General features: G+C 71.6%; 18 protein-coding genes and 2 pseudogenes. 13 read left to right on the top strand and 7 right to left on the bottom strand.

All coding sequences use genetic code 11. From position 1 onward, the window contains the following. The first annotated feature begins 47 nt into the window (after positions 1-47). The 4 genes from ACFVYS_RS28520 to ACFVYS_RS28535 all read left to right on the top strand — a co-directional run bounded on the left by ACFVYS_RS28520 (position 48) and on the right by ACFVYS_RS28535 (position 4,293). Entirely contained in the window at positions 48-1,553 is a 1,506-nt protein-coding gene (locus tag ACFVYS_RS28520; RefSeq protein WP_389506553.1) for a glycoside hydrolase family 43 protein, read from the top strand. Positions 1,554-1,612: 59 nt separating this feature from the next. Beyond that, entirely contained in the window at positions 1,613-2,428 is an 816-nt protein-coding gene (locus ACFVYS_RS28525; RefSeq protein WP_389506555.1) for a DUF427 domain-containing protein, read from the top strand. 24 nt (positions 2,429-2,452) lie between these two features. Continuing rightward, the gene (locus ACFVYS_RS28530; RefSeq protein ID WP_389506556.1) at positions 2,453-3,157 is read left to right on the top strand and encodes a TetR/AcrR family transcriptional regulator; all 705 of its coding nucleotides are present in this window, start codon (positions 2,453-2,455) and stop codon (positions 3,155-3,157) included. A gap of 146 nt (positions 3,158-3,303) precedes the next feature. After that, positions 3,304-4,293: an NAD(P)-dependent alcohol dehydrogenase gene (locus ACFVYS_RS28535; RefSeq protein WP_389506558.1), complete on the top strand. Its 990-nt coding sequence runs from the start codon at positions 3,304-3,306 to the stop codon at positions 4,291-4,293. Here the strand turns inward: ACFVYS_RS28535 and ACFVYS_RS28540 are convergent. Further along, on the bottom strand, positions 4,209-4,505 hold the full coding sequence (locus tag ACFVYS_RS28540; RefSeq protein ID WP_389506560.1) for a hypothetical protein: 297 nt from the start codon (positions 4,503-4,505) through the stop codon (positions 4,209-4,211). The genes ACFVYS_RS28535 and ACFVYS_RS28540 overlap by 85 nt on opposite strands. Between ACFVYS_RS28540 and ACFVYS_RS28545 the strand changes: the two are divergent. The 7 genes and pseudogenes from ACFVYS_RS28545 to ACFVYS_RS28575 all read left to right on the top strand — a co-directional run. Further along, positions 4,501-4,768, top strand: a pseudogene (locus ACFVYS_RS28545) (enoyl-CoA hydratase-related protein); the annotation flags it as partial. The gene ACFVYS_RS28540 and the pseudogene ACFVYS_RS28545 sit on opposite strands and share 5 nt — an antisense overlap. A 152-nt stretch (positions 4,769-4,920) precedes the next feature. Next, positions 4,921-5,589 (top strand): peptidase E, encoded by a 669-nt coding sequence (locus tag ACFVYS_RS28550; protein WP_389506562.1) that lies wholly within the window; start codon positions 4,921-4,923, stop codon positions 5,587-5,589. A gap of 173 nt (positions 5,590-5,762) precedes the next feature. Beyond that, positions 5,763-5,896: pseudogene (locus ACFVYS_RS28555) on the top strand (IS5/IS1182 family transposase); the annotation flags it as partial. A 306-nt stretch (positions 5,897-6,202) separates the two neighbouring features. Then, the gene (locus tag ACFVYS_RS28560; protein ID WP_389506564.1) at positions 6,203-7,117 is read left to right on the top strand and encodes a hypothetical protein; all 915 of its coding nucleotides are present in this window, start codon (positions 6,203-6,205) and stop codon (positions 7,115-7,117) included. Positions 7,118-7,330: 213 nt separating this feature from the next. Then, entirely contained in the window at positions 7,331-7,567 is a 237-nt protein-coding gene (locus tag ACFVYS_RS28565) for a hypothetical protein (RefSeq protein WP_389506566.1), read from the top strand. 721 nt (positions 7,568-8,288) lie between these two features. Beyond that, a complete protein-coding gene (locus ACFVYS_RS28570) occupies positions 8,289-8,528 on the top strand; it encodes a hypothetical protein (protein ID WP_389506568.1) in 240 nt (79 codons plus the stop codon). Then, complete coding sequence (locus tag ACFVYS_RS28575) at positions 8,506-9,300, top strand: oxygenase MpaB family protein (RefSeq protein WP_389506649.1); 795 nt, start codon at positions 8,506-8,508, stop codon at positions 9,298-9,300. Before ACFVYS_RS28570 ends, ACFVYS_RS28575 begins: the two co-directional genes overlap by 23 nt. Before the next feature lie 53 nt (positions 9,301-9,353). Here ACFVYS_RS28575 and ACFVYS_RS28580 read toward each other — a convergent pair whose 3' ends face one another. From ACFVYS_RS28580 to ACFVYS_RS28590, 3 genes are all read right to left on the bottom strand, one after another. Continuing rightward, positions 9,354-9,863: an SRPBCC family protein gene (locus ACFVYS_RS28580; RefSeq protein ID WP_389506570.1), complete on the bottom strand. Its 510-nt coding sequence runs from the start codon at positions 9,861-9,863 to the stop codon at positions 9,354-9,356. 140 nt (positions 9,864-10,003) lie between these two features. Then, positions 10,004-10,324, bottom strand: a complete 321-nt coding sequence (locus ACFVYS_RS28585; RefSeq protein WP_389506651.1) for a hypothetical protein — start codon at positions 10,322-10,324, stop codon at positions 10,004-10,006. A 52-nt stretch (positions 10,325-10,376) separates the two neighbouring features. Further along, entirely contained in the window at positions 10,377-10,919 is a 543-nt protein-coding gene (locus tag ACFVYS_RS28590; RefSeq protein WP_389506572.1) for a LysR family transcriptional regulator substrate-binding protein, read from the bottom strand. Here ACFVYS_RS28590 and ACFVYS_RS28595 point away from each other — a divergent pair. Then, positions 10,908-11,768 carry an alpha/beta fold hydrolase gene (locus ACFVYS_RS28595; protein ID WP_389506574.1) on the top strand — a complete coding sequence of 287 codons (861 nt, stop codon included), beginning with the start codon at positions 10,908-10,910 and terminating at the stop codon, positions 11,766-11,768. The two genes, ACFVYS_RS28590 and ACFVYS_RS28595, sit on opposite strands and share 12 nt — an antisense overlap. A 108-nt stretch (positions 11,769-11,876) precedes the next feature. Then, positions 11,877-12,647, top strand: coding sequence for a class I SAM-dependent methyltransferase (locus ACFVYS_RS28600; protein WP_389506576.1), 771 nt, complete (start codon positions 11,877-11,879; stop codon positions 12,645-12,647). A 108-nt stretch (positions 12,648-12,755) separates the two neighbouring features. Here the strand turns inward: ACFVYS_RS28600 and ACFVYS_RS28605 are convergent, their stop codons facing one another. The 3 genes from ACFVYS_RS28605 to ACFVYS_RS28615 are packed head-to-tail and all read right to left on the bottom strand — an operon-like array spanning position 12,756 to position 16,316. Then, positions 12,756-15,050, bottom strand: coding sequence for an ABC transporter permease (locus ACFVYS_RS28605; protein ID WP_389506578.1), 2,295 nt, complete (start codon positions 15,048-15,050; stop codon positions 12,756-12,758). A 4-nt stretch (positions 15,051-15,054) separates the two neighbouring features. Further along, entirely contained in the window at positions 15,055-15,804 is a 750-nt protein-coding gene (locus tag ACFVYS_RS28610; RefSeq protein WP_389506580.1) for an ABC transporter ATP-binding protein, read from the bottom strand. Next, the gene (locus ACFVYS_RS28615; RefSeq protein WP_310431145.1) at positions 15,801-16,316 is read right to left on the bottom strand and encodes a PadR family transcriptional regulator; all 516 of its coding nucleotides are present in this window, start codon (positions 16,314-16,316) and stop codon (positions 15,801-15,803) included. The genes ACFVYS_RS28610 and ACFVYS_RS28615 overlap by 4 nt, the downstream gene beginning before the upstream one ends. Positions 16,317-16,330: the final 14 nt, after the last annotated feature.

Below are 16,330 nucleotides of genomic sequence, written 5' to 3' on the forward strand. Positions count from 1 at the left end.
GGCCCGCCCCTCACTCCACCCCCGACCGACCACCAGAAAGCCACGCCGTGCAGCTGCCCGTCCGTCCGGTCCTCCCCGGATTCCATCCCGACCCCAGCGTCTGCCGGGTGGGAGACGTGTACTACCTCGCCAACTCCAGCTTCGAATACGCACCGGGAGTGCCGATCCACCGGTCGACCGACCTGCGCACCTGGGAGCACCTCGGCCACGCGCTCGACCGGCCGTCGCAGCTGCCGCTGGAGGGGGTGTCGGCCTCGGGAGGCATCCTGGCGCCGACCCTTCGCCATCACGACGGCCGCTTCTGGATGATCAGCACCCCCCTGGTGGGCGAGCCGAGGATGTTCCTGGTCACCGTCGAAGACGCGGCCGGCCCCTGGTCGGACCCGGTGTGGATCCCCGACGCGCTGGGCATCGACCCCGACCTCGCCTGGGACGACGACGGCGCCTGCCTGCTGACCTGGACCCGCTTCGGCGAGGGGATCGTGCAGGCCGTGCTGGATCCGCGGACCGGCGCCCTGCTCACCGAGCGACGGCGGCTGTGGCAGGGGGCGGGCGGCAAGTTCCCCGAGGGCCCCCACCTCTACCGCATCGGCGCGCTCTGGTACCTGCTCATCGCCGAGGGCGGCACCGAACGCGGTCACGCCGTCACCCTCGCCCGGGGTCCCTCGCCGTCCGGCCCCTTCGAGGCGTGCCCCGGCAATCCGATCCTCACCGCGCGTGGCAGCGACGCCCCCGTCCAGAGCACCGGTCACGCGGACCTCGTGCAGCGTCCCGACGGTACGTGGGCGATGGTCTACCTGGGCGTGCGGCCGCGCGGCAGCAGTCCCGAGTGGCACGTACTCGGCCGGGAGACCTTCGCCTGCGAGGTGCGCTGGAGCGAGGGCTGGCCCGGCACCGCCGAACCGATCCAGCCGGACGGCGCACCGGAGCTCACCGAGCACCTCACGGAAGCGGGGCAACCCCTGCCCCCGTCCTGGGTGGCGCCCGGCGCGTTCCCCGCCGAGGTGCTGAAGGCGACGGAACACGGCCGACGACTGACCGCGACGGCCGGCCCGGCCTTCGTGGGCCGCCGCCAGGAACACCTCTACCTGCGGGCGCGGGCAACGGTGGTCACCGCCGGCGCCGCCGGGGGACCCGGCGGATCCGGAGGACTGGAGCTGCGGATCGACGCCCGTCACGCCGTGCGCGTCGAAGTGGCGGACGGCCGTGTGCGTGCCGTCGCCCGGATCGGCGCGGCGCACGCGGTGCTGGGCGAAGCCGCCGCCACGGAGACCGCCGCCACCGGCGGGACGACCCTCGAACTGCGCGTCGTACCGCACAGCGCCGCCACGCCCTTCGGCACCGACATGGGGCCCGACGAAGTCGTCGCCGGCCTCCACGGCACGGAGGGATTCCGGGAACTCGGCCGTATCGACGGCCGGTACCTCTCGACCGAGGTCGCCGCGGGCATGACGGGCCGGACGATCGGACTCACCTGCTCCGCGGGCGAGGTGCTCTTCAGGTCGTTCACCTACAGCGGCGCCGACGAACCGGAGGCACTGGACGGACGGTGAGAGGGGTCCCCGTTCGGGGAACGCGGAGGACGAGCGGAGCGTTCGAGGGAGGAACGGACATGACCAGGCTCAGTACCGCCGACTCCGTACGCACCACCCCTGAAGGCCTCCTCTGGGAGCCCAGCCCGCGCTGGGTCCGGGGCCGCAAGGGCGAGTTCACCGTCGTCGACAGCCGGCATCCCGTCCTCGTGTGGGAGCCCGGCGTGCCGGTGCCCCTGTACGCCTTCCCGCGCGAGGAGGTCCGCGAGGACCTGCTGCGGCCGGCGAAGAACCCGCCGGTCGGCACGCACACGGGCTCGCGGGTCTTCTACGACCTCGAAGTGGCCGGCGAGCTGCTGGAGAACGCGGCCTGGACCTTCCCCGCGAAGGACCTGGCCGGTCACCTCGCCTTCGAGTGGTTCCGGCGCACGGGCAGGGGACTCGACCACTGGTACGAGGAAGAGGAGGAGATCTTCGTCCACCCCCGCGACCCGCACAAACGTGTCGACGCCCTGCCCAGCAGCCGGCACGTCCGGATCGAGATCGACGGCACGGTCGTCGCCGACACCCGCCGCCCGGTCCTCCTCTTCGAGACCGGCCTGCCCACCCGCTACTACATCCCCCGCGAGGACGTCCGCCTGGACCTGCTCGCCCCCACCGACCACCGCACCGGCTGCCCCTACAAGGGCACCGCCAGGTACTGGTCCTGGACCGGCGAGGCGGACGTCCCGCCCGACATCGTGTGGAGCTACCCCACGCCGGTGCCCGCCGTGGCCGCCATCGGTGAGCTGCTCGCCTTCTACAACGAGGCGGTCGACCTCACCGTCGACGGCGAGCGCCTCGAACGCCCCGTCACCCCCTTCACGCATACGCTGTTGTCCCGCCCGGCGCCCTGACGGCGTCGTCGAACGGCAGAGGAGATGGTGGAGATCACGACGAAGGTGGGCGTCGCCGCGCAGTCCCGCCCGCCGCTGAGCAGGGGACGGGTGCTGAGTGCCGCCGTCGCGCTGGCCGACGAAGGCGGAGTCGACGCGCTCAGCATGCGCAACATCGCCCAGGCGCTCGGCGTCGTGCCGATGGCGCTGTACAAGCACGTGGCCAACAAGAACGAGTTGCTGGACGGCATGATCGACGTCCTCATGGACGAGATCGACCCGCCGGCCTACGACACCGACTGGAAGACCACCGTGCGCCGGCGGGTCCTGTCGGCCCGCAGCATGCTGTTGCGCCACCCGTGGGCGCCCGCGGTCATCGAGTCGCGGACGAAGGCGCGGGCCACTCCGACCCCCGCGGTGATGGCGTACCTGGACTCGATGATCGGGATCTTCCGGGCCGGGGGCTTCTCGATCCGCCTGGTCCATCACGCGATGCATGTCATGGGCAGTCGTCTGCTCGGCTTCTCCCAGGAGCTCTTCGAGGACAGCGCCGACAGCGGTGAGCCGGACCCGGACGCGCTGCCGCCCGAGGAGATGGCCGCGCGCTACCCGCACATCACCGAACTGGCCACGGCGGTCGCCCATGACCCGGAGTCCGTCGTCGGCGCGGGCTGCGACGACCAGTTCGAGTTCGAGTTCGCTCTGGACCTGACGCTGGACGGCCTCGAACGGCTCCTGTCCACGACCTGACCGTCGTTCCTCCTTCCCTCCCCCTTGACGGGTGTACGCCGTACACCTACCGTGCCCGACAGAGGTGTACGGCGTACACCCGTGGGGTCGAAGGTATCTGTCGGGGGATCCTCGGCCATCGATGCCGTGACAGAGGGGGCGACTCGATGAAGGCGATCGTGCAGGAGAGGTTCGGCCCGCCGGACATCCTGAAGCTGGTGGACACCGACCGGCCCGAGGTCTCGGCCCGCCAGGTGTCGGTACGAGTGCGCGCCGCCGCGCTGAACCCCTACGACTGGCACATGCTGCGCGGCGATCCCTACGTGGCGCGGCTGATGGGAGGCGTGGGGCGGACGCGGCCGAAGTACCGGGTGGCCGGCATCGACGTCGCCGGACAGGTCGAGTCGGTCGGCGCCGACGTACCAGGCCTCCGGCCGGGCGACGAGGTACTGGGCTTCTGCCACGGCTCCTTCGCCGAGTACGCGAGCACCACCGCGGATCTCCTCGTCCCCAAGCCCGCGGGCCTGACCTTCGAGCAGGCCGCTGCGGTGCCGATGGCGGCGGTGACCGCCCTGCGTGGCATCAGGACCGTGGGCCAGGTACGGGCCGGGCAGCGGGTGCTGATCAACGGAGCCGCCGGTGGCGTCGGGACGTTCGCCGTGCAGATCGCGGTGGCCCTGGACGCGGAGGTCACCGGGGTGTGCGGCACTGCCAACGTCGACCTGGTGCGCTCCCTCGGCGCCGCGCACATCGTCGACCACACCCGGGACGACTTCACGGAAGGGCGCGAGCGCTACGACGTGATCCTGGACAACGTCGGCAACCACCCGCTGGGCCGGCTGCGTCAGGTCCTCACCCCGACAGGCGCACTCGTGGCCAACGGCGGCGGCTCGCCCGGCCGGGTCTTCGGGGCGGTGGGCTCCATGCTCCGGGTGATCGCGGTCAACGGGTTCGTCCGGCAACAGCTCCGCACGATCCTCCCATCGGCCCCGGCCGGACCGACCCGGGAGGACCTGCTCGCCGTCACCGCGCTCATCGAGGCGGGCAGACTCACCCCGGTGATCGGCCGGACCTACCCACTGGCCGACGCGGCCGACGGCGTGCGGCATCTGGAACGGGGGCATGCGCGCGGCAAGGCCGTGATCACGGTGCCGTGACGGGCCGTCAGAGCGGGCGAGGTCCGGCCGCCTCCGCGCGGCCCACCATGCCGAGGCAGAGAAGGATGCGCCGCTCGGCGTTCTCCGCCGCGCGAAGAGGGGCCGTCGGCCCGGTACCAGGCGGCCACCCCCTGGCACATGATCAGGGCAGCTCGGCCCGTGTCGGCCGGGACGGGCGTGGTGAACACCCCCTGGGCGATGCCCGCCCGCACGGTCGTGGCCGCCGTCAACGGCGCGGCCCCGGGCGGCGGTTACGAGATCGCGCTCGCCTGCCACCACCGCGTGGTACCGGCAGGCCCGACGCCCGCGTGCGCCTGCCGAAGGTGACCTTCGGGCTGCTGCCCGGCGCAGGCGGGGTGACCCGCACGGTACGGATGTCCGGCATCGCCGACGCGCTGCGAAACGTACTGCCGGAGGGCCGTCGATACGCCCCGGCCGACGCCCTCGCCGCCGTCTGATCGACGAGATCGCCGCATCTGCGGCTGTACGTCCGCCCGGAGTTCCCTTCCCACACCGACCTGATCCAGTGAGCTGTCAGTGCCTGCTCCTGACAGGGGCCGTGCCATGGCGGCCCTGGTGGATCCTGGGCTCGTTGCGCGGGCTTGTCAGCCGTGCTTGGCTCGCCCGATGAACCTTCTGCTGACGGCGAGTGGCCTGCGCAACGAGACACTGCGGGACGCGCTGCGAGACATGCTGGGCAAGCCGTTCGGATCGGCGAACGTCGTGTTCGTTCCCACGGCGTCGGTCGCCGAGCCCGGGGACCACGGATGGGTCGTCGAGGACATGAACCGCCTGCACGGCCTCGGCTGGCGGGAGTTCGACGTCCTGGAGCTGAACGGCCTGCCCCGGCAGATGGTGCTCGACCGGCTGCTCCACGCCGACGTCATCTATGTCGAGGGCGGCAGCCACTACCACCTCGCGCGCAGCATCACCGGCAACGGCCTGGCCGACGGATTCCTGGAGGCGCTGGAGGGACGGGTTTATGTGGGGGTCAGCGCCGGATCGATGATCTTCAGCCGTCATCTCACCGGACACTCCGCCGACGTCATCGGGGACGCCACCGACCTGCACGTGCTCGGCGCGACGACGGTGGAGCCGCCGTTCGGCCTCTTCGACTGGTATCTCAAGCCCCACCTGTACTCGCCGGACTTCCCCGAGCGGGACGACGCCTGGGCTGATCGCATCGCTGCGCGGGCGGACTTCCCGATCTACTTCATCGACGACGACACGGCCCTTCGCGTCAGGGACGGCAAGGTGGATGTCGTTTCGGAAGGCCGGTGGCGGTTCCATCCGTGACGCGACGCGTGGCGGGGAGCCCCGGACAGGGCACTGCCGGGCCCAGGGGCGGGCTGCAGCGGAGCTGCGGGGGTGAGCACCTGCGTCAGGCGGCCTGCGCGAGGTAGTACGGCCCGACGTCACGACGTCGCCGCCCGGGCGGGTCGGCTGGTGTGCGGAGCGCGCTTCCTGCGTCAGCTGCCGAGCACATCGTCGACCACGGTGGGCCGTTCCGGCGCTCCAGCATCGGCAGCGCTTCCGCGCCGGCCCAGTGCTCATCGTCGGCGGCACGCTCGTGCCCACCCGCGACCACGGCGCCGCCGAGCTCCGATCATCAGGCACCCGGTGTTGAGACGCGGTGGCGCGTTTCAGGGAGTGCCGCAGTCAGTGGCTCCGCCGGGGAAGGTGACGCTGTCGTTGGACGCCAAGCCCGCGCTCCGCCGCCCACACCCTTCCGTGCACGCAGTATTCGGCCAGGAAATGGCCGGCGTTGCGATGTTCTCCGTCTCGCCGCCACCCGGGTCACGGAACGGGCGGGCGGCGAAGCCGGCAGCGAGGCAACGCCGCATGGCCATGAGCCGTCTCGTCAACCGAGATGGCGCCGAGTCGGTGCCCATCAGGAACGGAGCACATCGTGTTGATCGGCTTGTTGACCGCCGTCGCGGCATCCGTCTGTTACGGCACGGGCTCAGTCCTGCAAGCCATCGGGTCCCGCAGGTCCGCGCGGAGCGGTGCGGCCACCACTGCCAGCACCCAGTACGGGGGGCCCAGCCTCTCCTCCACCGCGAAGGCCGCGATGACCTGGGAATTCGTCGTCGGTACCGTCCTGGACTTCGTGGGATTCGCACTGGGTGCACTGGCTGCTCGGCTGCTGCCCCTGTTCCTCTCGCAAACCGTGATCAGCGCCAACCTGATCATCACCGCGGTGCTGAGCGTCAGGCTCCTCCGTATCCGGCTGACTCGCGCCGAGTGGACGTCCATCGGCGTGGTCTGCGTGGCGCTCGTTCTGCTTGCGACGGCGGCGGGGGAGGAGGGCAGTGGAGACGGTATCCCGGTCGCCACGCACTGGTGGCTCCTGGGGATCTCGCTTGCTCTGATGGTGGGCGGCACGCTCGCGGTACGCCTCCTCGGCCCCCGCGCCGCGATCCTTGCCGGACTGCTGTCCGGACTCGGATTCGGCGCGCTCGGCGTGGGCGTCCGTGTCCTGAACGGCATCACCCCCTTCGATCTGGCCGCCGTGCTGACGGATCCCGCCCTGTACGCGATCGTGACCGCCGGCGTAGGTGGGATGTACCTGCACACCGTCGCCTTGCAGATCGGTTCGGTCAACGCGGCCACGGCGGCCCTGGTCGTCGGCGAGACCGTGTTGCCCGGCGCAATCGGCGTGCTTTGGCTCGGCGACGCCTCACGGGCTGGTCTCGCCTGGATGGCGATGCTCGGCTTCGTCCTGGCGGTGGCAGGTGCGGTCGCGGTGGCATGGTTCGGCGGGCCTGCGGCGCCCGTGGAGGAGCAGCCGCAGCAGGCGGCAGAACTGACTCCCACGCGCTGAACGCCCGACTCAGGCCGGTGGTACGGCCCGTGAGGATCTCACCCATGCGGAGTGGGACCTGCCGGAGTCGTTCCTTGCTCGCGGCGGTATGCGCGGGGGCCGTCGGAGTGATCACCATCGGGTGATCAATGGGGTTCTGACTCTGCCCGCCCGGCGTACTCGCGCTCACTTGGGCCGCGCCGAGACTCATCGTCTCCCGCCCAACCTTCGACCATGAGTTCGGCACACCGGATCGACCCGTTGGAAGAGGAGGCCCGCCCGCAGCTGACCGGCGCGTGGTCACTCATGCTGGGCAGCATGGCTGTCGTGGCAATCGACTGCCCCACGCTTCCGGAGTCGGTCCCGAACCAGCCCCGCTACTCCCCTGTCTACCGCGTCCCGCCTGTGGGGGCGCACGGCCTGGAGAAGCTGGAGATCGAGTTCAGCCGTTCCGGCAAGCAGTGCTTCTGACGGCTACGAGAGACGGCAGGCGGTGACCGTCCGGGGCTTCGCTCCGCCGGTCGATCTGACGTCGTTCGCGACCCCGGCCGCGACGAAGGCCAGGGCCGTCGCGCTCATGCGGTGGCTGCACTCCCGGCGCTGACCGCGCGCAGGGTCAGGCGTCGAGCAGCGGCGCGAGGGCTTGACCTACGGCGCCAAGCCGGTCCTGCCCGCGGCCGTCAGTTGAGGAGGAAAGAGACTGCGACGCGCACCATCGGCTCTGCCGCGCAAACAGGTCGTCGAGGCCCGGCCGGCTGCATCGAACTGGACGACGAGGAACAGGCCCGCGCCCGCCGATGGAGGAGGGGAAGGACGACATGCCCTGCGCGGTGGGCTGAGAGGCGGACACTATGTGCATTTCTATCCCTCGTGGTGTTTTCCTTACCCTTAGGGCTGTAGGCCGGGATCTCGTATATGGGGTGGCGTCGAGAGAGTCGAAGATACAAAAGCTATTGACTTGTCTCACGGGCGGGGGCGCCAATACTCCGGACGCGACGGAGGAACGGAGGCGTCATGATCGGCGTGCCGCCCACGTCAGACCGATCATTTCGGCTGCATTCAGCGGTTGTTGAGATATCCGCGCAGATCCGGGCGCCGCGCGGGGGAGGGGTCGTCCGGCGCTGGGTCGGCGACGCCCGCGCCACCCTGATGGCACCCCGGCTGCTGCTAACTGAACGAGTACTGCCGCGGGATGCGGGACGTGGGCCGCGTACGGGGTCTGAAGGAGCAGTACCTTCCGCCGGACTGGCCCGCGTTCATCGACTACTACGACGAGATGGTCACCCACCGTTCCCTGGGAGCGTGCCGACGTGAACCCCGGTCCCGAACACCCCACGACCGCCGCCGCCCGACCCGGACGAGGCGACCCCGGCGCCCGTCCCGGCCCGGAGCCGTTCGGTCCGGGAACGATTCTCTGGGACATCGCCGGTGACGTACGTCTGCTGCTCTCCCTGCCGGCCGCCGTCGTGCTCCAGGTCGCCCACCCGGCGGTCGGAGCCGGCGTCGACGAGCACTCGGTGTTCCGCACCGACCCCTGGGGCCGGGCGCGCCGCTCCCTGGAATCCCTCCAGCTGTGGATCTACGGGGGTGAACGGGCGATCGAGGAGGGCCACAGGCTGCGCACGGTGCACAGGAGCATCAGCGGCACCGACACCCGGGGCCGCCCGTACCACGCGCTCACCCCCGCCCACTACGCCTGGGTGCACGCCACCGCCTACCCGACCTTCCTGTCGTCCGCCCGGTATCTGTCCCGTCCGCTCGACGAAGGCGAGGAACGCCGGCTGTACGACGAACTGCTCCGGCTCGGCGACATCCTCGGCATCGGACGCCGGGACATGCCGGCCACGCCCGAGGAGTACTGGCCGTACTTCGAGCGGATGGTCCGGGACGAGCTGGAGAACACGGTGGTCGTACGTGAACTGCTCGACCCGCGGCGGCCGGTTCCCCCGCCCGACGGCTCGGGCGCTCTCGTGCGCAGGCTCTGGCCCCTGTTCCGCCCGCCGCTGGCCCGGCTCCACGTCTTCGTCACGACCGGTCTGCTGCCGCCCGTCGTCCGTGACCGTCTGGGGGTGACGTGGACGGCGCGGGACGAGCGCAGGATGCACGCTGTGGGCTTCGTCGTCCGTACCGTCGTCCCGCTGCTGCCCGAACGCCTGCGCTACCTGCCCGTGGCCCGCGCCGCCCGGCGTGCCGCCCGGGCCTAGCCCGGCCCCCGTCTTCGTGCCGTCCAGGGACGGGACGGGCCGGGCCGGCGGGATCAGGAAGGGGACTCTGCTTCGAGCTCGCGCTTCAGGTTGCGCAGCGTCCTGGCGATGTTGTCCGTCTGGAAGTCGGCGAACGTCCGGCCGCCGGTGGCGACCCGGTCGAAGGCATGGGCGACGGCGGACGGCCATGCCCGCCGGTCGTCCGTCCAGGTCTCCGTGACGCGGGTGGCCCCGCCTTCGGGCTCGAAGCGGTACTCCCAGGTGGCGATCGGCCCTCGCAGCCGCGGCCGGTTCAGCCCGATGGCGTGCACACGGAAGGCGAAGCGGCGCCCGGAGTCCGCCGCCGTCACCGTGCACCGCGTGACCCAGCGGAACGCCCCCCGCTTGTTCCGGCCCTCGAACGTGGTTCCCAGCGCGGCCGACGTGTCCGGTGCCGACACGGTGGCCCCGAGGTTCTCCGGACTCCACCGTCCCATCTGCGCGGGCCGGCTGACCGCCTCGTAGGCCGCCTCCGGCGGGACCTCTATCACGATGCTGTCGGACACGGTGAACCTGCGGACCACGACGACTCCAATCTCCGGGAACGCGCAGCTTACTCGTCAGTAGTAAGTTGCGGAACGTACCGGTGCCGGTACCGGGCGGCAAGCCTCGCGGCAGCGATCCACGTCGGAGGGGGCGTCCTTCCAGGGGTGTCGGAGGGGTGTCATGCGGGCCCGGGAGCCTCCAGGAAGCGGAGCAGTACGGCGGCCTCCGCGCGGAGCAGCGCGGCACGGTCGGCGTGCGCGGGTGCCGTCAACCGCGCTGCTGCGTCGAGACGTTCGTCGGCTTCGGCGCGCACCACGGCCAGCACACTCTGCTCGCTCAGTTCACGCCGCGCCGCCTCGGTGGCGCCGGCACCGACCGGCGACTGCTCCAGGGCCGAGCCGCGGAGCTCCACCTCGCCCACGGGAACCGCCTCGGCGTTGTCCAGCGCCGCGAGTGTCGTGCGCAGGGCGCTCACCGCGACCTTGTCACGGGCGCGCATGGCTTCCGGCAGTGCTTGACGCATACGAAGACGTAGAGACATGTCGGCGACCCTATGGCGGCGCTCCTGCGGTCACAACGCGATAGGGGCGAGGGCATCGGACGTACGGCCGGCCGGGGAGGTCGTGGCGCCCCCACGCCCCGAGAAGATCGCTCGCGCCCGATCGGGTCAGAGGCGCTCGGCATCGGGTCAGAGGCCCTCGTCGATCCCGCCCGCGACTTTCACCGCGATCTCGATCGCCCGTGCCGCGAGCGGGGAGCGAGTGCGATGTGCCTGCCCCAGCAGGAAGATCTTCGCGTGGCGGGAGTTCCGGCTCGAGTGCGTGCACGCGCAGCGACGCGTCGGAGCCGAAGTCGGCACTGTGGACGGTGAGTTGGGGCAGGACCGCCGAACCCATGGCGGCGGGCGCCATCGACAGCGCGGTCTCGTTGCCCGCGGTGCGGGACACGATGTGCGGCCGAACGCCGTGACGGGCGAGCGCCTGCTCCATCCGGGCCCGGTCGCAGATCGGCGGGTACGCCACCATCGGTGCGCCGTCGAGCTGGGCCGGGAGCACCGGACCGCTTGCTCTAGCGTGGCGTTCATGACCGATCACCCCTCGCCCGGCGAGCAGTTCGTCGAGATCGACGATGTCGGGCTGTGCTTCGAGACCTTCGGAAGCCCCGCGAACCCGGCGATCCTGCTCATCGACGGTGCGACCGCCTCGATGCTGTGGTGGGAAACCGAACTGTGCGAACAGATCGCGCACGGCAACCGGTTCGTGATCCGCTACGACAACCGGGACACCGGCAGATCCACCAGCTACCCGCCGGGGCGGCCGGGCTACACGTACACCGACCTGGCAGGAGACGCGCTCGGCATCCTGGACGCCCTGCGGGTCGAGCGCGCACACATCGTCTGCCGGTCCATGTCCGGCGGAATCGGGCTCATCATCGGGGTGGACCACCCCGACCGGGTGGAGTCACTGACGTTCGTCTCCACCTCCACGGGCGAGGACGGACTCCCGCCCCCGTCGGAGGAACTCGACGGCGGCATTCCCGCAGACCCGGACCCCGCCGATTCCGGCGCGGTGGTGGACTTCGTCGTCGCCTCGGCCCAGGCGTGCTCGGGCGGCTCGCCCTACTTCGACGAGGCGGCCACGCGCGCGCTGGTCGAGCGGGACGTGGCCCGAACTCGCAATATCGCGTCGACCCTCGTCAACCACTACGCGATGAGCTTCGACGGGTCGTCCCGCGATTTCGCCGCCGTCGAGGCGCCGACCCTGGTGGTACACGGCGACCACGACCCGGTGTTCCCGCTCCCGCACGGACATGCCCTGCGCGACGCGATTCCCGGCGCGACGCTGCTGATCCTGGAGGGCGCAGGCCACGACCTGCCGAAGCCGCTGTGGGACGTGTTCGTCCCGGCCCTGCTCCAGCACACAGGCGGCGGCCGACCACGGTAGCGTCGAACCGCCGCGCCGTTCGCCGGAAACAGTGTCGCGGGACCAGGTGCGGGGCGTACCTCGCGGCGGCCCGGCCGACATCAGTATCGAGAGGACCCGGTGACGGTGATGTCCGACCTGTTCGACTACGACGCGGAATTGCGCCTGCACAACGAAGTCTTCCGCGCCGCCGCCCGCGTCGGCCCTCGCGACCGGGTGCTCGACATCGGCTGCGGCACCGGCCAGTCCACGCGCGAGGCCGCCCGTGCCGCCGCCGACGGAAGCGCGCTGGGCGTCGATCTCTCCGCACCCATGCTCGAACGAGCCCGCCGGCTCAGCGACGACCAGGGACTGGCCAATGTCACCTTCCAGGAGGCCGACGCCCAGGTCCACCCCTTTCCACCGGAGCGTTTCGACCTCTGTATCAGCAGGTTCGGAACGATGTTCTTCGCCGACCCGGTCGCCGCGTTCACCAACATCGGGCGGGCGCTGCGCCCCGCGGCGCGCCTGGTGCTGCTGGTCTGGCAGGAGCGCGACCGCAACGAGTGGGCCACCGCGATCCGCCGGAGCCTCACCGCCGCAGCGGCCCCACCCCACGGACCGAACCCGTTCTCACTCGCCGACCCGACTGTCACGGAAGGCATCCTGACGGCAGCCGGCTTCGCGGAGGTCGGCTTCACCGATGTGCGCGAACCTGTCTACTACGGCCCCGACGACGCCATCGCCTTCGATGCCGTGCTCCGCCTGTGGGAAGTCAAGGAACTGCTTGCCGGCCTCGACCCCGCGGCGGCCGACCAAGCACGCACACGGCTGCGCACCACCCTCGACGCCCACCACACCGACGGCGGCGTGTACTTCGACTCGCGTGCCTGGATCGTCACGGCTCGCCGCCGCCCCTGACACCCGATCGGACGGTCGGACCACCGGCGGTCGGACGGGTGCGGAAGACCTACGGCCCGACGCACTTGCCTGACGCGAGCATGATGCGCCGGACAGGTCCTACACGGACTACGCCACCGCGCTCATGGTGTCAGCGAGCCGGCGCCGGGTGGCGCGGGTCGCCGGCAGCGCCGCCAGCGCCAGGGCGCCCAGCAGTGCCGCCCCGCCGAACGCGGACAGCGCGACGGGGGACGGAGCCTGTGCGATCCCGGCTCCGATGCCGCTCGACCGGCCCTGGGCGTCGATCAGCCAGGAGGAGAGGGGAAGCCCCAGAGCGATGGCGACGGCGACCGCGGCGCCCACGGTGAAACCCGTGGCCGTCACGGTGATCGCGGTGATCTGCCGGGGCGACAGGCCGATCGCCTTGAACGCGAGCAGATCCCGTTCGCTCTCGCGCAGCGCACCGCCGATGATGGTCAGCAGATCGACGAGCCCGATGAGCGCCAGCACGCCGAGCAGGCCGACGACGACACTGCGCAGCGGCGACAGACCGTCGGCGGGGTTCGTCACGGTGTGCACGTCCAGCTGTCCACGCCCGGCCGCGGCGCTCAGTTCGGCGGCGACGCGGTGCGGATCCGCACCGTCCCGCAGCCGGACCTGGTACAGGGTCGGCCGGAGTTCGGCGTCGTTCTCCCGGAGGGTGTCGAGCGACGTGGAGATGACCCGGCCGGCGTTCTCCGGCTCGATGCTGCGGCCCACGATGTGCAGGATCTGGGGCCGGCCGCTCACGGTCATGCGCACCCAGTCGCCGACCCGGACGTCCAGCAGGTCCAGCAGTCCCTGCCCTGCCACCGCCTCGTCGGAACCGTGCGCGGGGCGGCCCTCGGCCAGCGTGTAGGGGTACGGATCCGTACGGGTGCCTAGACCGCGCAGGGCGATCGTCGCCGTCTGGCCCGGCACCAGGGCCGCCACCTCGACGCCCGGATAGGCGGCGGCGACCTCGGGACGCAGCGCCAGAAGCCTCCGGGTCGCGGCGTCGCTCGGACCGTCGTCGGCGCGGACGGTGAGCGCGGCCGCCAACCCCATCTCCTGCGGTGTGCGGTGGAAGCGGTCGATGGTCGTCCACGCGCTCATCGCCACCACGATCAGCGTCAGGGGCAGCGCGAGTCGGGCGATCGTGGCCAGCGAACGCGGGCGACGCGTGAACGCCTTGTGCCAGCCGAGGACCAGCGCGGGCGGCAGCCGCAGGCCGAGCGCGCGACGCGCCACGCCCGACAGGCGTCCCCCGGCGGGGGCCGCGGTCCGCGGTACCGGAACCGGCGGCACCCGTCCCGCCCGCCACGCCGCGAGCCCGGTGGTCGCGCCGATGAACAGCACCACTCCGGCCGGCACCACGACCAGGGTCGCCGCGTGTCCGGGCAGCCCCTGCCACACCCCGACCGCGTCACCCAGCCGCCCCGGCAGCCGGCTGCCCAGCGCCTGGGTGAGTGCTGCCGCGGCCACGGCGCCCAGCAGCGCGTAGGCGAGATGCTGGAGCAGGAAGACCCGCGTGACCTGGCCCGGTGTGAAACCGATCGCCTTGAGGATCGAGATGTCCCGCAGATGCCCCCGGATGCGGGTACCGATGGCCCCGTGCACGGCGAGTCCGGCGGCGACGAGCGCGCCGAGACCGAACAGGCCCAGTATCTGGCCGAGCAGCCGGTCGTCGCCCTGCGCCTCGGCTCGCGCCTGCTGCCAGGTGGCGACCTCGCGCACGGCGCCGGCGCCGAGCACGGTGACGGCGCGCTGGACGGCGTAGTCGGTGTCCCCGGGTTCCGTCAGGCGCAGCCCGATCACCTGGCCGCGATCGGTGCCGGCGCGCGGCACGGTGGACGGCAGCGCCCAGGCCAGTCCCGGCTGCTCACCCTGGCGGTAGCGCGGCTCGGGGCTGTCGGCGACACCGAGGACGGTCAGCGGCGCGGCGCCGCCCGGCAGGGTGAGCACATCTCCGGGCTCGGCCAGCAGCGCCCGGGCGAGGCTGCTCTCCAGCACCACTCCGTCGGGGGCCGCCGGGTCGAGCCAGCGGCCGGAGACGAGCAGGGGCCGTCCGACCGCGGGTCGCTCGGTGGTGTCGCGCAGCTCGACGGAGGCACGGGCGCCGCGGGAGGCGACCGTGGTGGAAGCGGTGGGGTAGGGGCCGGCGACGGACTCGACGCCGGGCAGCCCGGCGAGCTTGGCCACCTCGGCCGAGGGGCCGGTGTGGATCGACACATGTGCGCCACGGGACTGGGTGAAGACCCGCTCCCAGGGGTTCGTCGCATATCCGAAGAGCGCCGCCGCCAGCAGCAGGGAGGTGACGACGCCGGCGGTGGCGAGCACCAGGAACAGCGCTTCACCGCGATGCGTCCGCAGGTCCGAGTGCGCCCAGCGCAGCGTGGCTCGCATGGGTTCAGTCCTTCAGTTCCAGCACCGCGGATATCCCCTTGCGGGGCGACAGCGTGCCGTCGAGCGTCGCGTCGTCGGCGATCCGCCCGTCGAAGAAGCTGATCACCCGGTCCGCGGTGCTCGCCATGCGCGCGTCATGGGTGACCAGCAGGATGGTCTGGCCGCGCTGGTGGAACCGGGACAGCAGCCGGGTCACCTCGCGGGTGCCCTTGCTGTCCAGACTGCCCGCGGGCTCGTCCGCGAGCAGCAGGGGCGGATGGTTCACCAGGGCCCGGGCCAGTGCCACCCGCTGCTGTTCGCCGCCGGACAGCTCACCGGGCATGCTCCGCTCCTTGCCGGTCAGGCCGAGCTCGGCCAGCAGTTCCTCCCGCTCCGCGCGGGCCCGCTTGGGGGAGACCCCGGCCAGCAGCGCGGGCAGCTCGACGTTGTCGGCGACGGACAGGTTGGAGACCAGGTTGAAGAACTGGAAGACGACGCCGATCCGGCGCCGGCGCGCCACGGCCCACTGCGCCTCGCTGTAGCGGTCCGTGCACACGCCGTCCAGCCAGATGCTGCCGCTGTCCGGCCGCTGGAGGCCGCCGAGCAGATGCAGCAGCGTCGACTTCCCGGCGCCGGACGGACCGGTGACGGCCACGAACTCGCCCTGCCGCACGCACAGGTCCACCCCCCGTACGGCATGGGCGGGCGCGCCCTCGCCGTGGTGGGTCTTCACGAGACCCTCGGCCCGCAGCGCAGGAGTGGGGGTGTCGTTCACTCCGGCTCCTCCAGTTCTTCCTGGCAGCGTTCCAACCAGTCGAGGTCGGCCTGCAGGTGCAGCATGGCGCCCTCGATGAGCAGCCGGGCCGTCCGGTTGTCGCGGTTCTCGCCAGTGACGAGCTTCGACAGGGTGCGCATGGTGTTCAGGTAGTGGCGTCGTTGCTTGTTGATCAGGGCGATCTGGTCGGCGAGACCGGTCTGCGGGGCGAGCGCGAGCTTCATGAAGAACTCGTCCCGCAACCGCGGCTCGTCCGCCGTCTCCTCGTACCAGACGCGCAGCGCTTCCTGCCCGGCGTCCGTGAGGTGGTAGATCTTCTTGTTGGGCCGACTCGACTGCTCGACCTCCTCGCCCTCGATCAGCCCCGTCTTCTCGAGGCGGCTCAGAGTCACGTAGATCTGGCCGATGTTCGGCTGAGGGTACGCGGCGCCCAACAGTCGCTCAAGGTCCTGCTTGAGCTCGTAGCCGTGGGCCGGGCCGCGTGCCAGCAGGGCCAGGAGGGGCAGGCGCACTCGTGCTGTCCTCC

The sequence above is a fragment of the Streptomyces sp. NPDC058295 genome (genome assembly GCF_042880655.1).
In the GTDB taxonomy this organism is placed as follows: domain Bacteria; phylum Actinomycetota; class Actinomycetes; order Streptomycetales; family Streptomycetaceae; genus Streptomyces; species Streptomyces coriariae.